Annotated in this window: 21 protein-coding genes; 13 read left to right on the top strand and 8 right to left on the bottom strand. The window is 45.2% G+C overall.

What is annotated here, in order from left to right:
- Positions 1-10 precede the first annotated feature (10 nt).
- The 5 genes from VCHENC03_RS12150 to VCHENC03_RS12170 are packed head-to-tail and all read left to right on the top strand — an operon-like array spanning position 11 to position 4,846.
- Positions 11-1,432, top strand: a complete 1,422-nt coding sequence (locus VCHENC03_RS12150; RefSeq protein ID WP_009706187.1) for a PTS mannitol transporter subunit IICB — start codon at positions 11-13, stop codon at positions 1,430-1,432.
- Between the two features lie 47 nt (positions 1,433-1,479).
- On the top strand, positions 1,480-2,751 hold the full coding sequence (locus tag VCHENC03_RS12155; protein WP_009706186.1) for a zinc-binding dehydrogenase: 1,272 nt from the start codon (positions 1,480-1,482) through the stop codon (positions 2,749-2,751).
- A gap of 59 nt (positions 2,752-2,810) precedes the next feature.
- Positions 2,811-3,329, top strand: coding sequence for an MltR family transcriptional regulator (locus tag VCHENC03_RS12160; RefSeq protein ID WP_009706185.1), 519 nt, complete (start codon positions 2,811-2,813; stop codon positions 3,327-3,329).
- Between the two features lie 9 nt (positions 3,330-3,338).
- Positions 3,339-4,073 (top strand): nucleoside/nucleotide kinase family protein, encoded by a 735-nt coding sequence (locus VCHENC03_RS12165; RefSeq protein WP_009706184.1) that lies wholly within the window; start codon positions 3,339-3,341, stop codon positions 4,071-4,073.
- Between the two features lie 26 nt (positions 4,074-4,099).
- Complete coding sequence (locus tag VCHENC03_RS12170) at positions 4,100-4,846, top strand: phosphatase (protein WP_009706183.1); 747 nt, start codon at positions 4,100-4,102, stop codon at positions 4,844-4,846.
- 82 nt (positions 4,847-4,928) lie between these two features.
- Here VCHENC03_RS12170 and VCHENC03_RS26900 read toward each other — a convergent pair whose 3' ends face one another.
- Positions 4,929-5,681, bottom strand: coding sequence for a hypothetical protein (locus VCHENC03_RS26900; protein ID WP_009706182.1), 753 nt, complete (start codon positions 5,679-5,681; stop codon positions 4,929-4,931).
- A gap of 92 nt (positions 5,682-5,773) precedes the next feature.
- The gene (locus VCHENC03_RS12175) at positions 5,774-6,121 is read right to left on the bottom strand and encodes a helix-turn-helix domain-containing protein (protein WP_009706181.1); all 348 of its coding nucleotides are present in this window, start codon (positions 6,119-6,121) and stop codon (positions 5,774-5,776) included.
- 140 nt (positions 6,122-6,261) lie between these two features.
- On the opposite strand from VCHENC03_RS12175, the gene VCHENC03_RS12180 reads away from it, so the two are divergent.
- From VCHENC03_RS12180 to VCHENC03_RS12190, 3 genes are all read left to right on the top strand, one after another.
- Positions 6,262-6,573 (top strand): hypothetical protein, encoded by a 312-nt coding sequence (locus VCHENC03_RS12180; protein ID WP_009706180.1) that lies wholly within the window; start codon positions 6,262-6,264, stop codon positions 6,571-6,573.
- A 788-nt stretch (positions 6,574-7,361) separates the two neighbouring features.
- Positions 7,362-8,519, top strand: a complete 1,158-nt coding sequence (locus VCHENC03_RS12185; protein WP_009706178.1) for an amino acid permease — start codon at positions 7,362-7,364, stop codon at positions 8,517-8,519.
- Between the two features lie 235 nt (positions 8,520-8,754).
- Positions 8,755-9,066 carry a hypothetical protein gene (locus VCHENC03_RS12190; RefSeq protein WP_032802770.1) on the top strand — a complete coding sequence of 104 codons (312 nt, stop codon included), beginning with the start codon at positions 8,755-8,757 and terminating at the stop codon, positions 9,064-9,066.
- A gap of 82 nt (positions 9,067-9,148) precedes the next feature.
- Here the strand turns inward: VCHENC03_RS12190 and VCHENC03_RS12195 are convergent, their stop codons facing one another.
- The 4 genes from VCHENC03_RS12195 to VCHENC03_RS12210 all read right to left on the bottom strand — a co-directional run bounded on the left by VCHENC03_RS12195 (position 9,149) and on the right by VCHENC03_RS12210 (position 14,591).
- Entirely contained in the window at positions 9,149-11,020 is a 1,872-nt protein-coding gene (locus tag VCHENC03_RS12195; protein ID WP_005435536.1) for a methyl-accepting chemotaxis protein, read from the bottom strand.
- Positions 11,021-11,487: 467 nt separating this feature from the next.
- Positions 11,488-12,852 carry a YjiH family protein gene (locus VCHENC03_RS12200; protein WP_005435537.1) on the bottom strand — a complete coding sequence of 455 codons (1,365 nt, stop codon included), beginning with the start codon at positions 12,850-12,852 and terminating at the stop codon, positions 11,488-11,490.
- Positions 12,853-13,323: 471 nt separating this feature from the next.
- Entirely contained in the window at positions 13,324-13,995 is a 672-nt protein-coding gene (locus VCHENC03_RS12205) for a YoaK family protein (RefSeq protein ID WP_009706176.1), read from the bottom strand.
- A 194-nt stretch (positions 13,996-14,189) separates the two neighbouring features.
- Positions 14,190-14,591: a GFA family protein gene (locus VCHENC03_RS12210; protein WP_009706175.1), complete on the bottom strand. Its 402-nt coding sequence runs from the start codon at positions 14,589-14,591 to the stop codon at positions 14,190-14,192.
- A gap of 149 nt (positions 14,592-14,740) precedes the next feature.
- On the opposite strand from VCHENC03_RS12210, the gene VCHENC03_RS12215 reads away from it, so the two are divergent.
- Positions 14,741-15,370, top strand: coding sequence for a hypothetical protein (locus tag VCHENC03_RS12215; protein WP_009706174.1), 630 nt, complete (start codon positions 14,741-14,743; stop codon positions 15,368-15,370).
- 123 nt (positions 15,371-15,493) lie between these two features.
- Entirely contained in the window at positions 15,494-16,780 is a 1,287-nt protein-coding gene (locus VCHENC03_RS12220; protein WP_009706173.1) for a peptidoglycan DD-metalloendopeptidase family protein, read from the top strand.
- Positions 16,781-16,814: 34 nt separating this feature from the next.
- On the opposite strand, the gene VCHENC03_RS12225 is transcribed toward VCHENC03_RS12220, so the two are convergent.
- Together VCHENC03_RS12225 and VCHENC03_RS12230 are read right to left on the bottom strand one after the other, a co-directional pair.
- Entirely contained in the window at positions 16,815-18,635 is a 1,821-nt protein-coding gene (locus tag VCHENC03_RS12225; RefSeq protein WP_009706172.1) for a putative bifunctional diguanylate cyclase/phosphodiesterase, read from the bottom strand.
- 257 nt (positions 18,636-18,892) lie between these two features.
- A complete protein-coding gene (locus VCHENC03_RS12230; RefSeq protein ID WP_009706171.1) occupies positions 18,893-19,780 on the bottom strand; it encodes a LysR family transcriptional regulator in 888 nt (295 codons plus the stop codon).
- Between the two features lie 111 nt (positions 19,781-19,891).
- On the opposite strand from VCHENC03_RS12230, the gene VCHENC03_RS12235 reads away from it, so the two are divergent.
- From VCHENC03_RS12235 to VCHENC03_RS28110, 3 genes are all read left to right on the top strand, one after another.
- The gene (locus VCHENC03_RS12235; RefSeq protein ID WP_009706170.1) at positions 19,892-21,082 is read left to right on the top strand and encodes a multidrug effflux MFS transporter; all 1,191 of its coding nucleotides are present in this window, start codon (positions 19,892-19,894) and stop codon (positions 21,080-21,082) included.
- 123 nt (positions 21,083-21,205) lie between these two features.
- Complete coding sequence (locus tag VCHENC03_RS12240) at positions 21,206-21,553, top strand: hypothetical protein (protein ID WP_005435558.1); 348 nt, start codon at positions 21,206-21,208, stop codon at positions 21,551-21,553.
- Positions 21,554-21,687: 134 nt separating this feature from the next.
- On the top strand, positions 21,688-21,822 hold the full coding sequence (locus tag VCHENC03_RS28110) for a hypothetical protein (RefSeq protein ID WP_009706169.1): 135 nt from the start codon (positions 21,688-21,690) through the stop codon (positions 21,820-21,822).
- Positions 21,823-21,847: the final 25 nt, after the last annotated feature.

Genomic DNA, 21,847 nt, shown 5'->3' with positions numbered 1-21,847 from the left:
GGAACATAACGTGAAAGCAAACATGCGAGCCAATGTGCAAGCCTTCGGGGGTCATTTGACCGCCATGGTACTGCCAAATATCGGAGCCTTCATCGCTTGGGGCTTTATTACTGCACTCTTTATCCCAACAGGTTGGATGCCAAACGAAGCGTTTGGGGAACTCGTTGGTCCAATGATTACCTACTTATTACCACTGTTGATCGGTTATACCGGCGGTCAAATTGTTGGTGATAAACGCGGCGCGGTAGCCGGTGCCATCGGTACCATGGGTGTTATCGTTGGTGCGGACATTCCAATGTTTGTTGGCGCGATGATCATGGGCCCACTCAGTGCTTGGGTTGTGGTGCAAATGGATAAGCGAATCCAACACCGTATTCCTTCTGGTTTTGAGATGGTGGTGAACAACTTCTCACTCGGTATTGTGGGGATGATTCTGTGTCTGTTCGCCTACGAGATTGTTGGCCCTGCAGTAACAGCGGCAAACTTGTTTGTGAAATCAGGCATCGAAGCCTTGGTGGCAACGGGATTCCTTCCTCTGCTCGCTATCATCAACGAGCCGGCGAAAGTGCTGTTCCTAAACAACGCTATTGACCAAGGTATTTATTACCCACTAGGTCTGCAGGCGGCCGCTGAAACAGGTAAATCTATCTTCTTTATGGTGGCATCTAACCCAGGTCCGGGTCTTGGTATGCTGCTGGCTTACGCGAAGTTTGGTCAAGGTCTGTCTAAACGTTCTGCACCAAGTGCCATCATCATCCACTTCTTCGGTGGTATTCATGAGCTGTACTTCCCGTACGTGTTAATGAAACCAATCATGATCTTGGCAATGATTGCGGGTGCAGCGACAGGTATCGCAACCTTTAACCTACTTGATGCAGGTTTGGTTGCAGGTCCAAGTCCAGGCTCAATCTTCTCTTACCTAGCACTAACACCGAAAGGCAGCTTCCTAGCGACCATCGCAGGTGTCACAACTGCAACGATTGTTTCCTTCCTTGTCGCGAGTGCGATTCTGAAGATGAGCAAAGCAGAGGACAAAGAAGACGAGTTTGAACAGTCTATCTCTGATATGAAAGACATGAAAGCAGAAGGCACAATCAAACCAGTTGCTGCTGCAACACAAGAGGTAAACAAACCAATTGCATTTGTCGCATTCGCTTGTGATGCCGGTATGGGCTCAAGTGCGATGGGCGCTTCAACCTTCAAACGCAAGTTAGTTCAAGCCGGGATTGATATTGAAGTGAAGAACTTCGCCATCGAAAAAGTCCCAAGTGAAGCCGATATTGTCGTGACGCACGAAAGCTTGGAAAGTCGAGCCATCAAAGCAACAGGCTTGCCAGTGGTAACGATTAAGAACTTCCTCAATGACCCAGCGCTCAATGAGTTGATGGATACGATTAAGCAACAAGCGGTCGCGACTGAGCAACCAGCCTAACAATGCAGTATGGGGTGGCACCTAACACCCCATTTAGGAGAGAAATCATGGTACAAACAACGGCAGCGGTTATCTGTGGCGAGAAAGACGTTCAACTAAGAACCTTTGATTTGCCAAGTATTTCAGCCGATGAACTTCTGGTTAAAAACATTTCAAACAGCATTTGCCTATCCACTTACAAAGCAGCATTGTTGGGTAGCAAACACAAACGCGTCCCTGAGAACATTGATGAAGTGCCAGTGATGACGGGTCATGAATACGCAGGTGTGATTGTTGAAGTCGGTGAGAACCTAAAAGACCAATACAAAGCAGGCGATTACTTTGTACTGCAACCAGCAATGGGTTTGCCTAGTGGTTACTCTGCGGGTTACAGCTACGAAACCTTTGGTGGCAACGCAACGTATTCCATCATTCCTAAAATTGCTATCGACTTAGGCTGCGTGCTGCCTTACCACGGTGACTACTTTGCAGATGCGTCTTTGGCTGAACCAATGTCATGCATCATCGGTGCTTACCATGCGAGTTACCACACTACGCAATACGTGTATGAGCATGATATGGGCATCAAAGAGGGCGGAGCATTAGCGCTACTAGCCTGTGCTGGCCCTATGGGGATTGGCGCGATTGATTACGCGATTAACGGCCCGGTGAAGCCAAAGTTGATTGTGGTGACAGATATCGACGCTGCACGCTTAGACCGAGCAGAGTGCTTAATTCCGGTTGAGAAAGCAAAAGAGCAGGGCGTTGAACTGCATTACGTGAACACAGCTCAAGTCGATGACCCTGTGACTTATCTGAAAGCGCTGAACGATGGCAAAGGCTACGACGATGTGATGGTGTATGCAGCGGTATCGCAAGTGCTAGAACAAGCCGATGAGCTGTTGGGTAACGATGGCTGCTTGAACTTCTTCGCAGGCCCTACTGATAAAAAATTCAAAGTACCGTTTAACTTCTACAACGTGCATTACGAATCAACGCACATTGTTGGCACATCTGGTGGCTCGACCGGTGACATGGTGGAATCTATCGACTTGTCTTCACAAGGTAAGATTAATCCATCGTTCATGATCACCCACGTTGGTGGTCTGCAAGCTGCGCCACATACGATTTTGAATCAACTGGATATTCCGGGTGGTAAGAAGTTGATTTACCCACACATCGACCTGCCATTGACCGCGATTGATGATTTCTTATCGTTGGCAGACCAAGACCCGTTCTTCGTCGAATTAGACGCAATTTTGAACGCGAATAACTATGTGTGGAACGCACATGCAGAAAAAGCGTTACTTGAGTTTTATGACGTGAGCTTAACGGTTTAGTTGCAACGAATTTGTGTGGTAGCCTTTGCGCTGCCACATAATGGAGAGGTCATAATACGTTGTCACGTGAAGACGAATTACTGGAGAAACTGGACGAGTGCGAAAATGCGACTGCGTTTCTTCAGGTTTCTAACAAAATAATTAACCTCAAGTTAAAAGCATTACTTCCGAGTGTGTTCGTCCAAGACGATCTGGTGAAGGAGTATGCTGTGGATCCTTTATTGAAAGAAGATGGTCCGTTGGTGACGACCGATGTGGTATCGAAGCTGATGTTTGCGATGGGCAAAATCTCTTTGGAAACTTACGCCGATATCGGATTGTACGATCAGGTGCTGGAGTACGTGGTTAGCCAACCGGAGAAAGTCGAATTCGCGGATGACGTGATTTACGATTTCATTAAAAACCAAGCGGTACTCTCTTCTCAGCAAGACTGCTTTTATCTTGAGTCGATCAATCAGCTTAAGTTCTCTTCGTTTGAGTCCTTTTCGCAAATGAGATATGAATCTCTCATCAAAACAGTGTTGAAGCTGTCATGTGAAATGTTGATAGAAAGAATCGAAGGGGAGATCAATCAATAAGGGTTCACCATGAAAGTGAATTTAAACGTCAGTGGTTTTGAAACCGAAGCTACCTTTCCCGATGCCGACGTAAAGCGAATCCATCAACCTCTTATCGAAAAATTTACCCGCCTATATCATGAGAAACAGGAACGTATTGTCGTGTTCTTGTGTGCCCCTCCGGGCAGCGGTAAGTCCACTCTTGCTGCGTTCTGGGAATACCTCTCTGAACAAGATGAAAACCAAGAGCCACTTCAGGTTCTGCCTTTTGATGGTTTTCACTACCCGAACGAAATCCTCGACAGCAACACCATTGAACGTAATGGTGAAATTGTTCCTCTGCGCAGCATTAAAGGCTCTTACGAGACGTTCAATCTCACCGAGCTTATCGACAAGCTGAAACAGCTTAAAGTGAAAGACAGCAAATGGCCTTACTACGACCGCAACCTGCATGATCCGGTTGATGATGCCATTCAGGTTAACCGCAATATTGTCGTCGTCGAGGGCAACTGGCTGTTGCTTGATGAACCAGTATGGAAAGAGCTGCATCGCTTGGCCGATTTTACGGTGTTTATTGATACTCAAGCGGAGTTTCTACAAGAGCGTTTAGTCAATCGTAAGATCCGTGGTGGTACAGATCCAGAAGCTGCCTTGGAGTTCTACTTGCGTTCAGATGCAGTCAACGTTGATAAAGTGTTGAATCACTCAATTCCTGCTGACTTATCGTTGTTTCTCAATCAAAACGGTTCGTTCGAAATTCGATAGTTCGTCCACAATCTCAGGAGGTCACCATGGATATCGTGATTGATAGCCACACCCATACTATTGCCAGTGGACACGCTTACAGCACCATTTTAGAGAACGCATTGTCTGCTAAGAATAAGGGGCTAAAACTTCTTTGTACCACCGATCATGCTCCCGAGATGCCAGGAGCCCCTCACTACTGGTATTTCAACAATCAAAGAATTTTGCCCCGCTTTTTACACGATGTAGGTATTCTCCGTGGCGTAGAAGCCAACACGCTGAATGTGAAAGGGGAGATAGACTTACCAGCGTCCTCTGACCAACATCTTGACTGGGTGATTGCGAGTTTTCATGAACCCGTATTCAAGCCCGCGACCGAAGCTGAGCATACCGCAGCCCTGATAAATGCGATTAAAAGCGGCAGAGTGGATGTTCTTGGTCACTTAGGTAACCCAAATTACCCATTTGATATGGAGCAAGTGTTGCGCTGTGCCAAAGAACACAATGTCGCAATTGAAGTTAACAATACATCTTTGACAGGCAAAAGTCGCAAGGGCAGTGATTCCCGTTGTGATCGCATTGTCGAACTGGGCAAAGAGATTGGCGTTTACTTCAGTACAGGATCGGATGCTCACTTCTGTGAAGAGATCTCTAAGTTAGACTTGGCAATTGCTATGCTGGAAAAACATGGTGTGGAAGAAGAGAAGATACTCACTACATCGACGAGCCGATTCTTGAACTTCTTATTACTGAGAGGTAAAGCGAAGATTCCAGAGTTCGAAGTACTCTATTGAAAAGCGAGTAACTCAAACGGCTATCTACAAACATAAACCCGCAGCGTGCGGGTTTAGTTCGTTTAGGTTGATACATAAAGCGCTACAACGGGGATTCCACCACAACAAACTTACGTTCGGCTCTGAGTGGCGCAAACCAAGTATTTTTGTATTTGAAATAGCTCTGTCCGTCGACGACGACCGTTTCTTTTGTGTGAGGCAATGAATCTACGATCTCTCCAAGCTTGTAAGGGCTAGGTTCAGGTTTTGTCGCCGGAACCACGTGGGTGACTCGCGGCGTGTTCGAACTTGGCGAAGAAGACACAATTTGCCCTGATGATGGCGCATAGTTTGACGACGTTGAAGAAGACGTCGTGATGGTGTTTCCATTCACAATCGTGTAGTTACCGCTTGGTGGGTAACGGACGTAATCATAGCGGTCTCCATTCCTACGGTAATACGAGTCTTGAACGATGGCGTAGGTGATGCCTGCAAAAATGGCGAAAGTCGCTATGCCAACGAGATCGCTATGATAATAGTAATAACGCCCACGATAGGGTGGATACCAATAACCCGGTCTCACATAGATAAACGACGAATGATAACGCGGTGGCCTAACGACATATGGAGGTCGATGGTAATAGGGTGGTCTGTAGTAGGGCGGACGGTAATAAGGTGGCCGATTATAGTGGGGCGGCTTGATTGGCCTATGAGGGCGATTCACAGGGCGCAAATCGTGTTTGTTACCCGGCTGCGTGATCGGCTTCACCGCGGGCTTCACTTGCGGCTGTGCAGACAGACTTGTTGCCCCTAGCAAGCAGAGAATAGCGGTGATCATGACCCAGATGCTTCTCATAATGCATTCCCCCATGGTTGGAGTACCGAAGCTCTAATCTTTAAGTTTAGCTCACCATAACTTTGTTTGACTGAGGAGTCTAGGGCACGACTTTATGTTCTCGTTGAGCTTTTGCTTTCGTTAGCTTTCTGTTCTAACACCAAGAAGATCAGCTTAGTCAGCATGGATTGTGCTTCTGGTGACAGTAATCGCGCTGCTGAGGCAACATCGCTTGCAGAGATGTTACCAACCCCTCTAGCATCGAGGGCGACATCCAAATCTGTTAGGTTGAGAGCCCGCAGAATGGAGCGATATTGGGAGAGTTTTAAATCCGATTCGCCTCTCTCAATTCTTTGATAAGTCTTTTCGCTCATCCCTGCGACTTTTGCCATTTGCTCACGCGACATACCTCTCTCTTTGCGTCGAGCGATCAGTACTTCAATCAGTGGGTCTACATGCATAGGCGCTCCTTAAAGGACAGTTTTGTCCTGAAGCACGCAATATCCGGACCAGTTTAACCACCTCGTATTTACCCAAGTTGATATAGCGATAAGAATGACGTTCCACAAAAAAATTACTAAATTTCAGTCAGTTTCAGAAAATGGAAAAATATCAGCTTTATAAATCAATTTCTGGTGAAGTAAACATTCGCAAAATGCAACGCGTTTTAGAACAATTGCTTGATGAAATTCGCAATCGCAGCCGTGATAGTCGCTTGGATATGACATGGTTAACCCGAGAATCACAGAAAAGGTTGATGAAGTATAAAGAGCTGTTTTTGCATCGATGCGATCTTGACCAGACTGAGCTGAATCAAACCTATGAGAATTTGAGCCTGATAGAGCGTTTAGTGGCAGATATGGGTGTTGCAGCACTCACTTACATTATTGACGCACTAGACAAGGAAATGTGATCGGTTGAAAGCGTTGCTCGTTGTAAAGCATGGAGAGCTGTAACAAAATGAACGTGAGCAGTAAAAGCATGAACGAGCGAAATCCCACAAAGCCAATTGTGTGAAATAAAAGCACTGAAGGAATTTAAAGAAAGGATGCAAATGCTGGGGAACCAAACCCAGCATTCGGAACACTCATTTACCTATATTTTCGAACCGTAAATCAGTGTTTAGAGGTATGTGAACCGAAACGTGTCGGTACGGAGCGAATAATAACGATATTGCTGAATCTAGGCTATGTTCCGGGTTTCTAACACCTCTCAACAAAGTGTACATTTTCATGTACACCTCAAAAATTGAGCACTAAAGCTCACTTCTTAAGCTTTATAACAACAAAAGGCTAAATAATCGGCGGTTTTACAACATATCTGTTGCATCAACTGATAGTTGTTAAAATATATGGCTATAAGATGGAGCTTTTGCTTTTCAATCGTCCTATTTATGCCTTACAATCCTTTCGAACCAAATCCATTCAGCAGAGAATGGGATTGACGAAAATGGATGCGCTGATTTTGCTTCGAACCCAAAGTGAGACATTCCGTTAATCGAACTCTGCCCGGAAATGATTCCCTACATCCCCAATGTACTCAGGCAGGATAGATCCGTCTTGAGTCTAGGCTTGTTGCATCCTGAATTGCTGTTTAGCATCGAATTCATTGGCTGCAAAGTAGGGCGTTTCCGTAGATCGTGCTTCGAACCAAAAGCACGATAAGTCAAAACAAAACGGATTAAATTTAGAGGTATTAACCGTGAACCTAAAACTTGTCGGCAGTTCCCTGATCGTTGCAGGTACTGCTCTTGGCGCTGGTATGCTTGCTATACCAATGGTGCTTGCTCAATTCGGCCTCCTTTGGGGCACTCTTCTTATGCTGTTCATCTGGGCGGGTACAACTTACGCTGCACTTCTTCTATTGGAAGCAAGCTGTAAAGTCGGTGGTGGCGTTAGCATGAACGCGATTGCTCGTGAAACTCTGGGCAAAGGCGGTCAGTTTGTTACTAACGGTCTTTTGTACGCGCTGCTTGTTTGCCTTTTGATGGCTTACATCATCGGTGCTGGTGACTTGGTACAAAAAGTGACGGCATCAATGGGCCTACCACTTTCTACTATTTCTAGCCAAGTTGGCTTTACCGTTTTGGTTGGTCTAATTGTATCGGCGGGTACCGGTGTGGTTGATAAGCTAAACCGTGGCTTATTCATCGGTATGATTGTCGCACTTGTTCTTACGCTATTCTCTCTTGCACCAAACGTATCGTTTGAAGGTCTAAGTGAAGTCGTGAACGCAGACAAAATGGCATTGATCAAGCAAAGCTCAGTTCTGTTCACAAGCTTTGGCTTCATGGTCGTGATTCCTTCTTTGGTGACTTACAACAAAGAAGCGAGCAAGACCCAACTGCGCAACATGATCATTGTTGGCTCGACGATTCCTCTTGTGTGTTACCTACTGTGGTTGTTTGCAGTCGTGGGTAACTTGCCACCACACGAACTTATCCAGTTCTCAAACGTGTCTGAATTGATCTCTGTTCTTGGTCAACAGTACACAGGTCTTGAGTTCATTCTGTCTATGTTTACTGGTTTGGCATTGCTGACGTCTTTCTTGGGTGTAGCAATGGCGCTTTACGACCAAAATGCAGACCTTCTAAAAGCAAGTAAGCCAGTGGTATTCGTGACGACGTTTATTCTGCCGTTGCTTGGCGCGGTATTTGCTCCAGAGCACTTCTTAGCGATCCTTAGCTACGCAGGCATCATCCTTGTATTCCTAGCGGTGTTTGTTCCACTATCGATGACCATGAAAGTGCGTCGTGTACCTGTAGAAGACAACAGTGTGTACGAAGCTGGTGGCGGTGCGATGGGTATGAGCATGATCTTCCTATTCGGTTGTTTCTTGCTGTTCGCCCAAGCGGTATAAATCGACTTTACGAACACACAAATTGAATCTAGAAAGCCGCTTGTCCATAACTGGGCAAGCGGCTTTTTTGTGCAGAATTGTTAGTGCTGCATCAGCGGCGTGTATGGCCTGACCGTTGCCTGATAAATCGTGATGATATTTGACCTTGAGGTGAAACTGTCTCGCCACAGGCTGACATGGCCTGCGACCACTCTCTTTATGATGACTAACAAGTTATAAAGTAAAGGGGAACCGAGTGTCGAAGCGATTTTCTTTCACAGTCGTTGGAATGATGCTTTCTTTGGGGATGTTCAGTGCTGAAGCAATGGCACACCCTAAACATCACCACAAACACGGACATCACCACCATCATCATAAGCACAAACATAAGCATAAACACAAAAAGATTGTGGTGGTGAAGCACAAGCGACCGAAGCATCACTACTACCATTACAAACACATTCCACCACGTAGCACCTATATTCAGATTGGCAATTTTACCTACCTAAAAGTGGATGACTTTTATTACAAGCGCTCGAAAGATCGCTATATACATGTGGTCTTGTAAGCAAACAAAAAAACAGCGAGCACTTTGGCTCGCTGTTTTACTTGTTGGGTGATGAAGTTTGTTCTGAGTTAAAGAGGAGAAGTTAGACCGTAAAGCGGTTTAAAATCTCGTCTTGTTTACGGACGTCTTCATGCTGCGCTTGCATTGCATCATTGGTGCGGTTCGCTGAATCAGCAACTTGGGTCGACAGATCTTTAATGTTAACCGTGTTGTTGTTGATTTCCTCCGCTACCAAGCTTTGTTCTTCTGCTGCTGACGCAATCTGCAAGTTCATGTCAGAGATACGTTGAATTGCATCGCGAATACGTTGCAGGGCGTCATTAGCGTGTTCTGCTTTCTCTACTGCTTCTACTGCACTGCCTTTACTTTGGTGCATAGCGCTAGCTACAGAAGAGGCGCCAGATTGAAGCTGTTCAATCATGCTGCGGATTTCGGTCGTGGATTCTTGAGTACGTTGCGCCAGAGTACGAACTTCATCCGCTACGACTGCAAAGCCGCGACCAGATTCACCTGCACGTGCTGCTTCGATTGCTGCGTTCAGTGCCAGTAGGTTGGTTTGATCTGCGATGTCGTTGATTACTTTTAGAATCGTTTCGATATTTGCCGTTGCTGACTCAAGACCTTGTACTTCCTCAACTGCTTGATCGATGCTGTCTGAAAGCAGGTTAATCGTCTCTGTAGACTCATTCACGATAGAAGAACCTTGTACCGTTGCATCGTCTGCCTCTTTCGCTGCACTTGCTGCGCCTTGTGCGTTGTTCGCAACTTCTGTCGCAGTCACTGACATCTCGTGCATTGCGGTTGCTAGCTGTTCAAGTTCTTGCAGCTGAGTTTGAATCGCAGAAGCTGAATCACGAGCGCCTTCAGCAGTGATTTGCGTACCACTTAGGATCTGATCAGAAATGCTCTTCGATTCGATGATTTGATGCTGCAAGTTCTCCATAAAGGTATTGAAACCTTTCGCTAGCTCAGAGAATTCTTGATCGGTATTGGTATCCAAACGCTGTGTCAAATCGCCTTTGCCTGATGCTACAGCTTGGATTGCGGTGTTTAGCTCATCAAGAGGGCGCATCAAGGTACGGATAAGGATAGTCAGCGCGATGATAGAGGCAATAACAGCAATCAATGAGTAGATGATTGCGCTATTACGCAGCTTACCTACTGCAGCATAAGCAATGCTCTCGTCCACAACCGCACCCACATACCAGTTCTCGCTTGCGATGTGCGTTAGGCTGACCATATATTTGTCGCCATTCATCTCGATGTGCTGAGCGCCAGACGTTAGTGATACTTGCGGTAGGTAGCTTGATAGCTTCTCGCCGTTGTATTTTGCTTCTGGGTGCGCAATGGTTGTGCCATCCGCAGTCACTAGGAACAAGTAGCCAGCATCGAATAGGTTTACTTGGTTGACCAAGTCAGAAAGGGTGGTTAGCTCCATATCGTAGAACATGGCAGCTAAAAACTGGCCAGCTTCACGCACTGGTGTACCGATAGAGATGATCACTTTCTTAGAAGACACATCCACGTAAGGGTCGGTGACAACAAGTTTGTTTTCTGCTTTTGCTGATACAAACCAAGGGCGAACACGAGGATCGTAATCAGGGCCGGCTTCCCAACCGTCATCGTTTTCAATCACGAATCCGTTGCTGTCGTAAGCATAACCGATGGCCAAGAAGCTTGATTTTGGCATTGGCTTCTCTAGCACTTCTTTCACGTAATCGTGGTCGCTTGGGTTAATTTCAAGAATCTCAGTCATGGATTGAGCAAGTTCTTTCTTAGCGTTCATTTCAGATTCTACCGTGTTCCCCACACTGGATAGGATCTCACTCACGCTAGTGTCGATGTTTTCTTCGATCTGTGAACGAATGGTCATCACTTGTTGTGTCGACAGCAATGCCACAGTCACAAGCAATAGAATAGAAGAGGCGGTGACAACCTTATGTCTGAATTTCATACTTTTCCCTCTCGAGTCTCCCGGCTGGTTTACTCTGCTTGCACCTCTTATTTGTCGGGCACATTCGGCAGAAGTGAACACATTATTGTGTTTGTTATTTTTGTTATCGACAGATTTATCAGAAACCTGAAGGCTAATTACGACTTTTGTTGGCGAAACGAGAACAAAAAGCCGCTTGTTTTATAAAGTTGTGAGATTGATCTAATTTGTTGAACTTCGTCATCAAACTGTTAAAAACATAAGAATAGTATCATTGAGCCTTATAGAAACAAGTCTGAGTTGTTGGTTTTCTGCAATTTAAATCAATGAATTTAAAGTTATATTTATAACTTATGTGTTTAAAGTGAGGCTATTCGAAAGCTGAATACATAAGGGGTGATGTGACAAAACAGAAGGGAAAAGACAAAACGAGTCAGCAGATACAAAAAAGGCCCCGACAGAGCGGAGCCTTTGTAAGATGTACGATTTTAGAAAATCAAATGAGCTATACCGGCAATAACTGGTAGCGTAATCAGCGTACGTAGAATGAAGATAACGAACAGTTCTACGATGTTTACTGGAATCTTACTACCTAGAAGCAGTGCACCCACTTCTGACATGTAGATAAGCTGAGTAACTGACATAGCTGCAATCACGAAGCGAGTCATCTCGTTGTCGATTGATGCCGCTAGGATCGCTGGGATGAACATATCTGCAAAGCCAACTACGATAGTTTGAGATGCTGCCGCTGCTTCTGGGATTTGTAGCAATTCTAGGTAAGGGATAAATGGCTGACCTAGGATTTCAAATACCGATGTGTATTCAGCAATGATCAGCGCAACAGTACCAAGACCCATAACCACTGGCAGTACGCCAAAGACCATGTCGATTGCGTTGTGTACGCCTTCTTTAAATACAGAGCGTACTGAAGTGACTTGACCAGCACGTTTTAGTGCGAGATCCATACCCCAAGAAAAAGTTGTGTGACCTGCAGGTACGGCGTCTGCGTCTTTCTTAGGTTCACTGCCGTCCATGTAGCGGTCTTTCTTTAGGCTCAATGGTGGAAGGCGAGGGATGATGATCGCCGCGATAACACCTGCTAAACAGATTGCGCCGTAGAAAGGCAGGAATAGGTGCTCTAATTGAACCTGAGCAAGTACCACCAAGCTGAACGTAATAGATACCGCAGAGAACGTCGTGCCTACAACCGCTGCTTCACGCTGCGTATAGAAGTTGTTTTCGTACTGTTTACTGGTTAGCAGGATACCAACACTACCATCGCCCAACCAAGAAGCCATACAGTCGATAGCGCTACGGCCAGGAAGGTTGAACACAGGGCGCATTACTTTACTTAGAAGTGCACCGAACAGTTCTAGCAGACCGAAGTTAAGTAGTAGAGGCAGTAATAGGCCTGCAAAAATAAATACCGCAAACAGCGTTGGTAGAAGACCAGTAAGCACAAGGCCACCAGTGTTTTCTTCCCAAATCGCTTTTGGACCCACTTGGAAGAAAGTCATCAGCACAGCTGCGCCACCGATTAGGCGAACCATTAGCCAAAGTGGAGAAGGATTAAATAGGCCGTTCAAGAAACCATTACGTAGGATTGCTGCTGGCTTGAAAATTTTGCACAGAACAGAAGCTATAGCCATGAAAGCAACAATAGCGGTCACGATCGCAATTAAGGTATCGCCAAGAACCGCAGGAATGACTTTTGCCATTACCGCAACAGGGATTGTCAGGCCGCCATCGTAAGAGATTGGAGCCATGAAAAGTAGAAGACCGATCAGGGATGGGATGAAGAACATCCAAAAGTTGCCCTTAGGCGCTTCAGCAGCATTGGTGTTGTTATGCATTTTTTGTCTCGTGTTACTACTAGTCAATACTCGCCATATTCCATGACATAAATATTCACTAAACATCCGTATTTAATCACAGTGTGCGGAGATTACCCGCAAACTGTATCCTTTGCAATACTATTCATTAAATACATCTAGTTATTCAGCCGTTTTTTCGGTCAATTGAATCAAAACTAGAATCTTGTATATGAATTTGTTGCTCGTGTTAGAAAATTGTAGCACGCAAGCCCCTCTGAGCAGCTTGTTAAACGGCACAGTGTGACCAAAGCAATAAAAAGCCTAGCAAGTGTGATTCGGATCTCAAGGCGAAAGCGGTGTTTTCTCCCAGTAGTGGCACAACTTTTAAGGGATTAAAGAACAAATAGCTGAATCAGAGCAATCGAAGGGATTCGTTCAAAGCAGAAAGAGGTAGGTGAGAGAGTATAAGAGCGACGGCTTAAGTCGAATGCTTAAACCGTCATATTACATTTAGGCTGTTTGATTACGATTGAGTAGGTACAAGTAGCACCAATATGCGATGGCGATAACAAATGCCAGAAGCGCAGGGAAGGCCAACGCATACAGCTCATAAACGTTAAACAAAGCCGCACCAGCTGTACCGCCGAACAAGAAACCTAAAAAGATAAAGATGAACAGCTTGGCTTTACGTCGGTCAAATTGACGGCCACGTAAGCTCTCTCCAATCATAATACCTAGGTCGGTAATGATGCCGGTCATATGCGTCGTTCGTACCACAGCGCCACTGAAGGTGGTAATCATCGCGTTCTGCAAACCACATGCAGCAGAAGCGAGGTACTGACCATATACATTGCCTTGTACCAAAAAGCCTAAGCTCAACAGTAGCAAGCTGCCTTCAATACAAAGTGCAACACCGTAGCGGCGGCCGAGTTTGAGGGCACTACTTTCAATAAAGAATCCGCTAAACGCAGAGCCTATTAAAAAGCTGAATACAATAAAGAGCAGGTGGATGGTTGAGTCCACACCTGTTAGTAAGCTGTTCCCTAGCTGAGTTACGGTTCCGGAAAGATGTGTTATCGCTTGATGTTGAAAGCCGAGAAGACCCACGGCATTGACGCAGCCTGCGAGAAGAGCAAGCAAAAACGCGCCATATTCCACCCAACGAGGAAGTCTGGAAATCACAATAAAACCTCACCAAATGTTAGGAGCAGATTATAGCGCTCGTGGCGTGGAACGAAAGTACTTCTGCTATTACGCGGTTGATCATTCTCAATAAAGTCTCAACTTTTGTTGAATGATCTGTCCGTACCGAGAGTAAATAGGCGTATCGAAAGTAGATAGGCAGAGTGCTGTGTCATTGTTGTGGCTGCTTCTGCTTAACCAATGTGTTCCATGGTGCAATCAAAGCTTACCCAGCCGTGTTTTCGTTGTTCGTAAATAGAGACCGTTGGTTCTGAAAACTCTTTATTGTTAAACAAACCCATCGGAATCACGGCGTAATCTGGTGCGTCCGACAAGAGCAAGCGCATGGTTGTGCCGCACGCAGGGCAAAACTCGTATTGAACTTGATTGCCTGAATCAGCAATGCGAATGTAACTGGTGACCTCACCATCAAGGATGACTTGGTCTTTGTTGAATCGAGCTTGAACGCCGAATACGCTGCCAGTTCGCTTTTGGCATTCGAAGCAGTGACAGATAGAAGTGCGAATGGGCTCCGCCGTGCAACGCAGTTGGACTAAGCCACAGGCACACTCGCATGTGTGGGTGATTTTTGTCATCGTTATTACCTATTGGTTGCCCACCAAACAGTTTAGTTTAATTTTGAAACACTTGAGTTAAATCGAACGAGTAGGCGTTGAGGTCTTCACGGGTGAATTGGTATATACTCCGAACATAATTAAGAGAACAAGAACACAAGGAAGTCTTCATGGCTCGTAAGAGAATCCTACCTATCCCTCTCATTCTACTGATCCCAATCGTCCTGTTAGCCGTGGTGATCATTGCGGGCATTTATCGATTTAGTCTTTCCGATGAAGAAATTATGGCGAAGTTTCCTCAAGCTCAGGCACAATCTAATCCTATCGTGGCCGAAGTTCTGGAGATTCAGTCACGAAATCCGTGGACGGTTCAAGTTCCTGAACAAGGAGCGGTAACATTTCTTGAAGATTGGGATAAAGAGAACGGCTTCCTGAAAGGTCAATATGACGCTGGTGGCACCAGAGGTGAAGTGCTGGTTCCTACCGAGTTTATTGCTCAACGCGACATCAATGAAACCCCTTGGATTGTCGCGCCAGTGATTGTTACCACACAAGGCTCAGGGGCGTTTTATTACATCGGTTTGTTTAAATTTGATGCAGTGCCAAGCCGAGTTGTGCTATTGAACAGTGTTTTCATTGGTGACCGAATTCAGATGTCTTCTTTGAAGTGGGAAAGTGATACGCAAATTTCGCTTTCTTATCTTCAACATGGCGAAGATCAAGCGATGGCAGAACAACCAAATCAATTGAATTCAACGACGCTTAAACGTGTAGGTAATAACCTACATATGCAACAGTAATGAATTTTTTTGTCTTCTGTAAAAAATAAGTGTTTTCTGCGCTAGATCTCGTAATTTCATAGTGATTTCTTATGCGGGAATGCATAAGCTATGAGCCTTGTTATAAAGGAGATAGTAATTCCCGTGTCTACAAATGAAATTACAACAAGACGGTTGCCGAATCTGACAAGTCGTAAAGCGCTACTGTTGTACTCCTTGCCAGTATTAGTTGCGATTGGTGTTTCCAACTCTCTCAAAGAGTCTTCCCTTACCAAAACCATCGCATTGAACCTGCCAGAATCGCAGGTTGTCGAAAATATTCTTGATGCGACAACAGCAGAAGTTGTCACTCCACCCAATTTTGAATACCAAATCCAAGCAGGTGATAACCTGAGTACCATTTTCAGCCAACTGGGCTTCGGCTACAGCTCGTTGATGAAAGTGATGGAAACGGATTTGAACTTCCTTGCTCTTGATACCCTGAAACCTGGCAACACATTGCGTTTTTGGCGTGATGAATCGACAGGTGAGCTACAAAAGATGGAGCTTCAGTTCTCCATTGCCGATAAAGTGGTTTACCACCGTAATGACGATGGCAGCTACGATTTCTCAGACATCTCAATCCCGGGTGTGTGGCAACAAGAGCCATTGGTTGGTGTGATTCGAGGCAGTTTCTCATCATCCGCACATCGTTTAGGCTTGAGCTCAGCTGAAATCAGCCAAGTGGTTAACCTGCTAAAAGAGCAAGTGAACTTCGGTAAAGATTTACGTGCTGGTGACCGATTCGAAGTGGTTCGCCGCTCTCAAAGTATTGATGGCGTACCAACTGGCAAGAACGAAATAGAAGCAATCAAAATTTATAACCGTGGTCGTGAAGTTACCGCTTATCTTCATACCGATGGTCAATTCTATAACGCGAAAGGCGAGAGCCTACAGCGTGCCTTCCAACGTTATCCTGTCAGTCGTAGCTGGCGTATCAGCTCTGGCTTTAATCCGACACGTCTTCACCCTGTAACTGGCCGTGTTGCACCGCACAACGGTACGGACTGGGCTGTGCCTATTGGTACACCAGTAGAGGCGACCGGTGACGGTACTGTTATCATGACGCGTAAACACCCATATGCGGGCAACTATGTGGTGATTGAGCACGGTAGTAAGTACAAAACACGTTACCTGCACCTTAGCAAGATCCTCGTGAAGAAAGGCCAAAAGGTTTCTCGTGGTCAACGTATTGGTCTATCTGGTAAAACAGGGCGTGTGACAGGTCCGCACCTTCACTACGAGTTGATCGAATACGGTCGTCCGGTGAACGCAATGCGTGCCAATATTCCTATGGCGAGTTCAGTGCCTAAGAAGGAAATGGCAAGCTTTGTTGCTAATCGAGACGAGATGGACAAGCTGCTGAAAGACAAAGAAAAAGCAGTTTTATAAAATACAAAAAAGACCAAACATTGTTTGGTCTTTTTTATGCGCTTTTCACTTGTTTTTCGTTGATGATACTTATCAGTTCATTGACGTTGTGTGGCCTCGAATAGAAATAACCTTGGATATGATGGCAACCCATCTCTATCAGTTTCTGTAAGGCTCTGTCGTCTTCAACCCCTTCCGCAATCAAATCGACTTCTAACAGTTGTGCTAATTGAGCAATGAGCAGCACCACTTGTTCTGACGTGGTATTCGCCAACATATTTCTTACAAAGGTGGCATCAATTTTAATGCTGTCGATAGGGTAGTTATGGATGTAGTTCAGACTCGAATAACCCGTACCGAAATCATCCAGTGCGACTTTAAAGCCGAGATAACGAAGTGAGTTCAGAACCATCTGTTCGCGGCCACTTTGCGATAATAAAACCGTTTCGGTGAGCTCAATAACAAAGTCAGTCGCTTGGTGATCGTATTTCTCTAAAATACGCGTCAAAAAGTTCATGTAACGGTTTGAATCGACCAGTTCGTGTGCCGAACAATTGATAGAAAGCTTCACGTTGTAGCCAAGCTGTCGTTCAAGATCTTGTTTCGCGCGGCAGGCCAGTTCAACAATTCGTTCGCCCAGCTCTATGATCAACCCAGATTGTTCGGCGGCTTCAATAAACTCTACGGGAGAGACACTGCCGTAAACGCTGCTGTTCCATCGCGCTAGGATTTCAAAGTAATCCCAGCGGTCACTGGTGATGTCCACAATCGGTTGAACGACGACGTATAATTCTTCGTTTTCATCGATACTCAAACGCAGCTGTTCGCGCAGTGCTTCAATCAATTGTGTTTGGCGATGATAAAGCGCACTTAAATGGGTGTCGTAGTGTTGTATACGTGTATCTCGGTGCTTTTTACAGTCTTTGAGCGCTAGGCTGGCATTGAGAATTAGGTCGTCGCTGTTGAGCATATGGACAGGAGCACGAGCAATACCGATGCTGACCGTAAAGGAAATACGGTTGGATTTGTCTGAATAACCCGCTTCAATCTTATCTAAAATTTCCTGACAAACCGCGACAGGGTCTTCGTCATAAGTGATGAAGGCAAACTCGTCGCCTGCAACACGGAACGCATTATTTGGTGAAGTTAAACTTTGCTGAATCGCATTGGCGGTGAATTTGATAATTTGGTCGCCAATGTAGTTACCGTTAATGTCGTTAATCGATTTGAAATTATCGATATCCAAATAGGCGAGACTAAAAGGGCGCGTAGCTTGTTGTGTGAGTGTTTCTAGCGTGTCTGCCAAACAACTGCGATTGAGCAAACCAGTGAGGTTGTCATGGGAGACTTCATAACTCAGTTGGTTAAGCAGTTTGTCTGAACGTTCACTGATCCACTTCTCTCTTAAGCTGTGGATGATCACGTTGGACAAGAAACGGTGATAAAAGATAATCTCCTTTGCCTCTTGCTCATTGATGGCGCGAGGAAAGGTCGAAAGTAAGATACCAAGCACTTCCCCATTGTGTGTCTTCAGTGGAAGGCCGATGTAAGCTTGAATGCCAGCATCTTGGAATAGCTGGTCTTTAGGGTAGAGACGGTAGACCTCATCTTGATAGAAAATAATCTCCCCGATGTCTTGTGCCACCTTTTCGCAAGGTGTGCCCTCTAATCCATAACACATGCTGTCAGCAATGGCGCCACCACTTGAATTGGAAAGTGTTACGGCACAGTGCTGTAGGTGCGCTATTTCCACTACACATGTGCAGTAGCTTTGAAACTGTTGATGGAGCTCCAGCGTTACTCTATCGAGTAATGCACTACCGTTAAGTTTTAGAATCTCATCAAGCAATTGGATACTGCTTTGTTCATGATCCATTGAACATTTCACCCGACGTTGTGTTTTGCCATATCGTGTTTATGTTGGTTTTGTTACACGATCATTTCTCATTTAATCGATATGCATCACGTTAACTATTGTTTACTTCACGTGATTTTTCAAACTCAACAAGAGCATTATTGGGAAATTTCAACCATAGGGTTAGAGAGGATGGGAGTAACCTCTCATCAAAGTGGTAGTTCTTAGAGGGAAGGGTATTAACTCTCTAGTACTGAAATCACCAGAGAGTCATGAGCTCAAGCGCGCTTTTCTTCTTCTAAACGACTCTTTAAATAGTCCAAGAAGAGTTGAGTTCGAGTGTGTTGGTAATCGAGCTTAGGGTAATACGCATAGACAGTGGCTTCATCAGCTGTGATGTCTGGAAGAATCGGCACTAAAGCACCGGATCTTAGGTCTTCTTTTATCATCACGTTGTTTGATAGCAAGATACCCATGCCCCGTTTTGCGCCGTGAAACAGAGCTTCTGGGTTGGTGGTGGCGAAATTCCCTGAAAGGCTAATGCGTTTCCCACGATTGGTTTTTATTTCTCTTACGGGTTTTTCACCCCAAATCAAAACGTTATGTTGTGTCAGCTCTTCAACACTTTGCGGTGTACCATGTTTCTCTAGGTAACTTGGCGCCGCATAAAACTGTGCCTTGTGTTCGAACAGAGGGCTGGCTTTAAAGCTAAGCGAATTCAATTGCTCTAACTCTCGGCTGATGAACAAATCTAAACTGAGTTCAGGTATTTGACCGGGTAGGGTTGTAATCAATTGCAGCTTTATGTCCGGGTATTTTTCCAGAAAGTCATCAAGGTAATGCACCAAGAACTTAGATCCGACGGCGAGCGTAGCGCCAATTTTTAGCAGCCCTGCAGGAGATTGGTTAACGGAGCGGGTTTCGTCGAGTACGGACTGCCAAGAGTCGAGTTGCACTTTAGCGCGCTCGTAAAACAAAGCGCCTGCCTCGGTTTGGCTAATGGAGCGCGTTGTTCGTTTTAGTAATTGGACGCCGATCTTATCTTCCAACCATTGGATACGTTTGCTGATGGCGGAGCTGGTGGTATTGAGTTTACGTGCTGCTGCATTGAAACTGCCTTCTTCAACAACGCGAATGTAGCTATTAACACTCTGTATCCAGTCCATTCAATTCCATCCTCAGGGGAAATAATCCCTTTCCATTTTGGTTGATTATCATCTTTGAGTAACAAATATACACTGTCTGTCGTGAAACTGTCATGTAGTAAGGAGGGTATATTGCGTAAAACACCATTATTATTGGCGATGATGATCATCGCGACTGGTCAAGTAGGCGTCAGCATTTATCTTCCCTCTTTGCCTCTGATCAGTCATGACCTCGTTTTGCAACAGCATACCGTTCAAAACCTAGTGACTCTTTTCCTTGTTGGTTTCGGTGTTTCGCAGCTGTTTTATGGGCCTTTGTCGGATGCCATTGGACGAAGACCGGTGTTTCTCTTGGGGCAGAGCGTCTACTTGATTGGTACGGTCATTTGTATTGTTTTTGCTGATCATATTGTTGCCCTTGAAGCCGGACGTTTGTTGCAGGGACTTGGGGCGGGTAGTGCCTCCGTGCTTGGACGCTCAGTTTTGCGTGATAGTTATGATGGGGCGCAGTTAACCAAAGCACTTTCTTACATATCAGTCACAGCGTCTGTGATGCCAATAGTCGCTCCTTTGTTTGGTGGTTGGATTGCCTATCACATCAGTTGGCATGCGGTTTTTGTGTTCGTGCTTGTATATCTGTTAGCGATTTTTACATTGGGCTTTGCTGTATTGCATGAAACGCTGCCGTATCCCAAGCGACGCTTTGAACCAAAACGTGTAATGCTGAACTACCTTGAATTACTGACCAATAAACAGGTGATTGGCAGCGCAAGCTACAACTGGCTTAGCTACTTATCTGCTTTGGTTACCTTGTCTCTTTATCCATTTTTGATGCAGCAAGAGCTTGGATTAACCGCTGCTGATTACGGAACACTAATGATCGTGCCTTCGGCTGGCTTATTGATGGGTAGTTTGGTGCTCAACTTCATCAACTCACGCTATAAAGAACAGCAGATTTTACTGATGAGTTTTGTCATCGTCGCGGCTTCTGGCGTTATGTTACTTTGTTTGCCGTTTAACGTTGTGTCTTTATTGGTGGCGTTCACTTGCTTGAGCTTTGCACAGGGGATGTCTTTTCCTGTGTCAATTAGCCTCTTATTGTCTCCACACAAGCAGCAAGCCGGCGCTGTGTCTGCTTTGTCAGGATCTATCCAGATGTGTTTGGCAGGTTTGTTTGGTGGTTACCTCGTTGAAAGTTGGGTAACAACTCAACATCAATTAGGTGTGTTCTACGTTTTAGTCGCTGTTATCTCTTGCGTTGTTCTGCTGCTCGGGCAGTTTCGTACGCCTTCAAGCGGCTTGGTTCAACCGGAACGTTCATAGTTAAATCTGGTTGCAAGCATTTAAGCTCCTCTCTAAAATGCGCAACCAATTATTGTGTCGTTACCTACACTTGGCTTATGGAAGTGAGCGTTCGACAACACCCGTTAATCGTTAGGTGAAATCATGCAACAAAACGAATTTGAAGCACTGCTAAAAGAAATCTGTCAAAAAGAAAACCTGCCTCAAGCGCTAGAGCTATTAAAAGCGTGTGAGGAAGAGGAAGTGGCGCAAGCGGCTGAATCACTGACTGGTCAATTTGGTCTTGCTGAAGTAGAAGGCGAAAAACGTATCTACCACATCACGGTTCAAGCCGATGAATCGGGTGAAGAGAAAGAATTCGTTGAACATGTAATGAATGAAGGTGATCACCTGATCAAATTCGCAGCTTGGTTCTTTGAGACTTTCTTTGAAATCAAACCAAAAGACACCTACAAAGCAGCAGGTAAAACGTACCAACAGCCTAAGCGTTAATTACCGTTCTGATTCGCTAGGATAAAAACTTCTGTAAGTAAATTACAAAATGATTGTGACCTAAGTCTTGTTTTATGGTTTTTGTGGTGTAAAATTACAACATAAACCAGTCAATTACTTCTTAGGAGAAGGTCATGGGTTACGAACTTGGTGGTGTTTACTTTGGCCAAATGATTGCCAAAGATGCGATGCACAAAGCGCTTTACGGTAAAGCGAAGAAGAAAAAGCCTTCTATGTTTGCTCGCGTTATGAAAAAGCTAGCGAATTAATAAGAAAAGCCCCGACATCATGTCG

Origin of the sequence: Vibrio sp. HENC-03 (assembly GCF_000305755.2) — a bacterium.
Lineage (GTDB): Bacteria > Pseudomonadota > Gammaproteobacteria > Enterobacterales > Vibrionaceae > Vibrio > Vibrio owensii.
The sequence above is the reverse complement of the archived record's forward strand: the minus strand, read 5'-3'. Positions and strand labels throughout refer to the sequence as shown.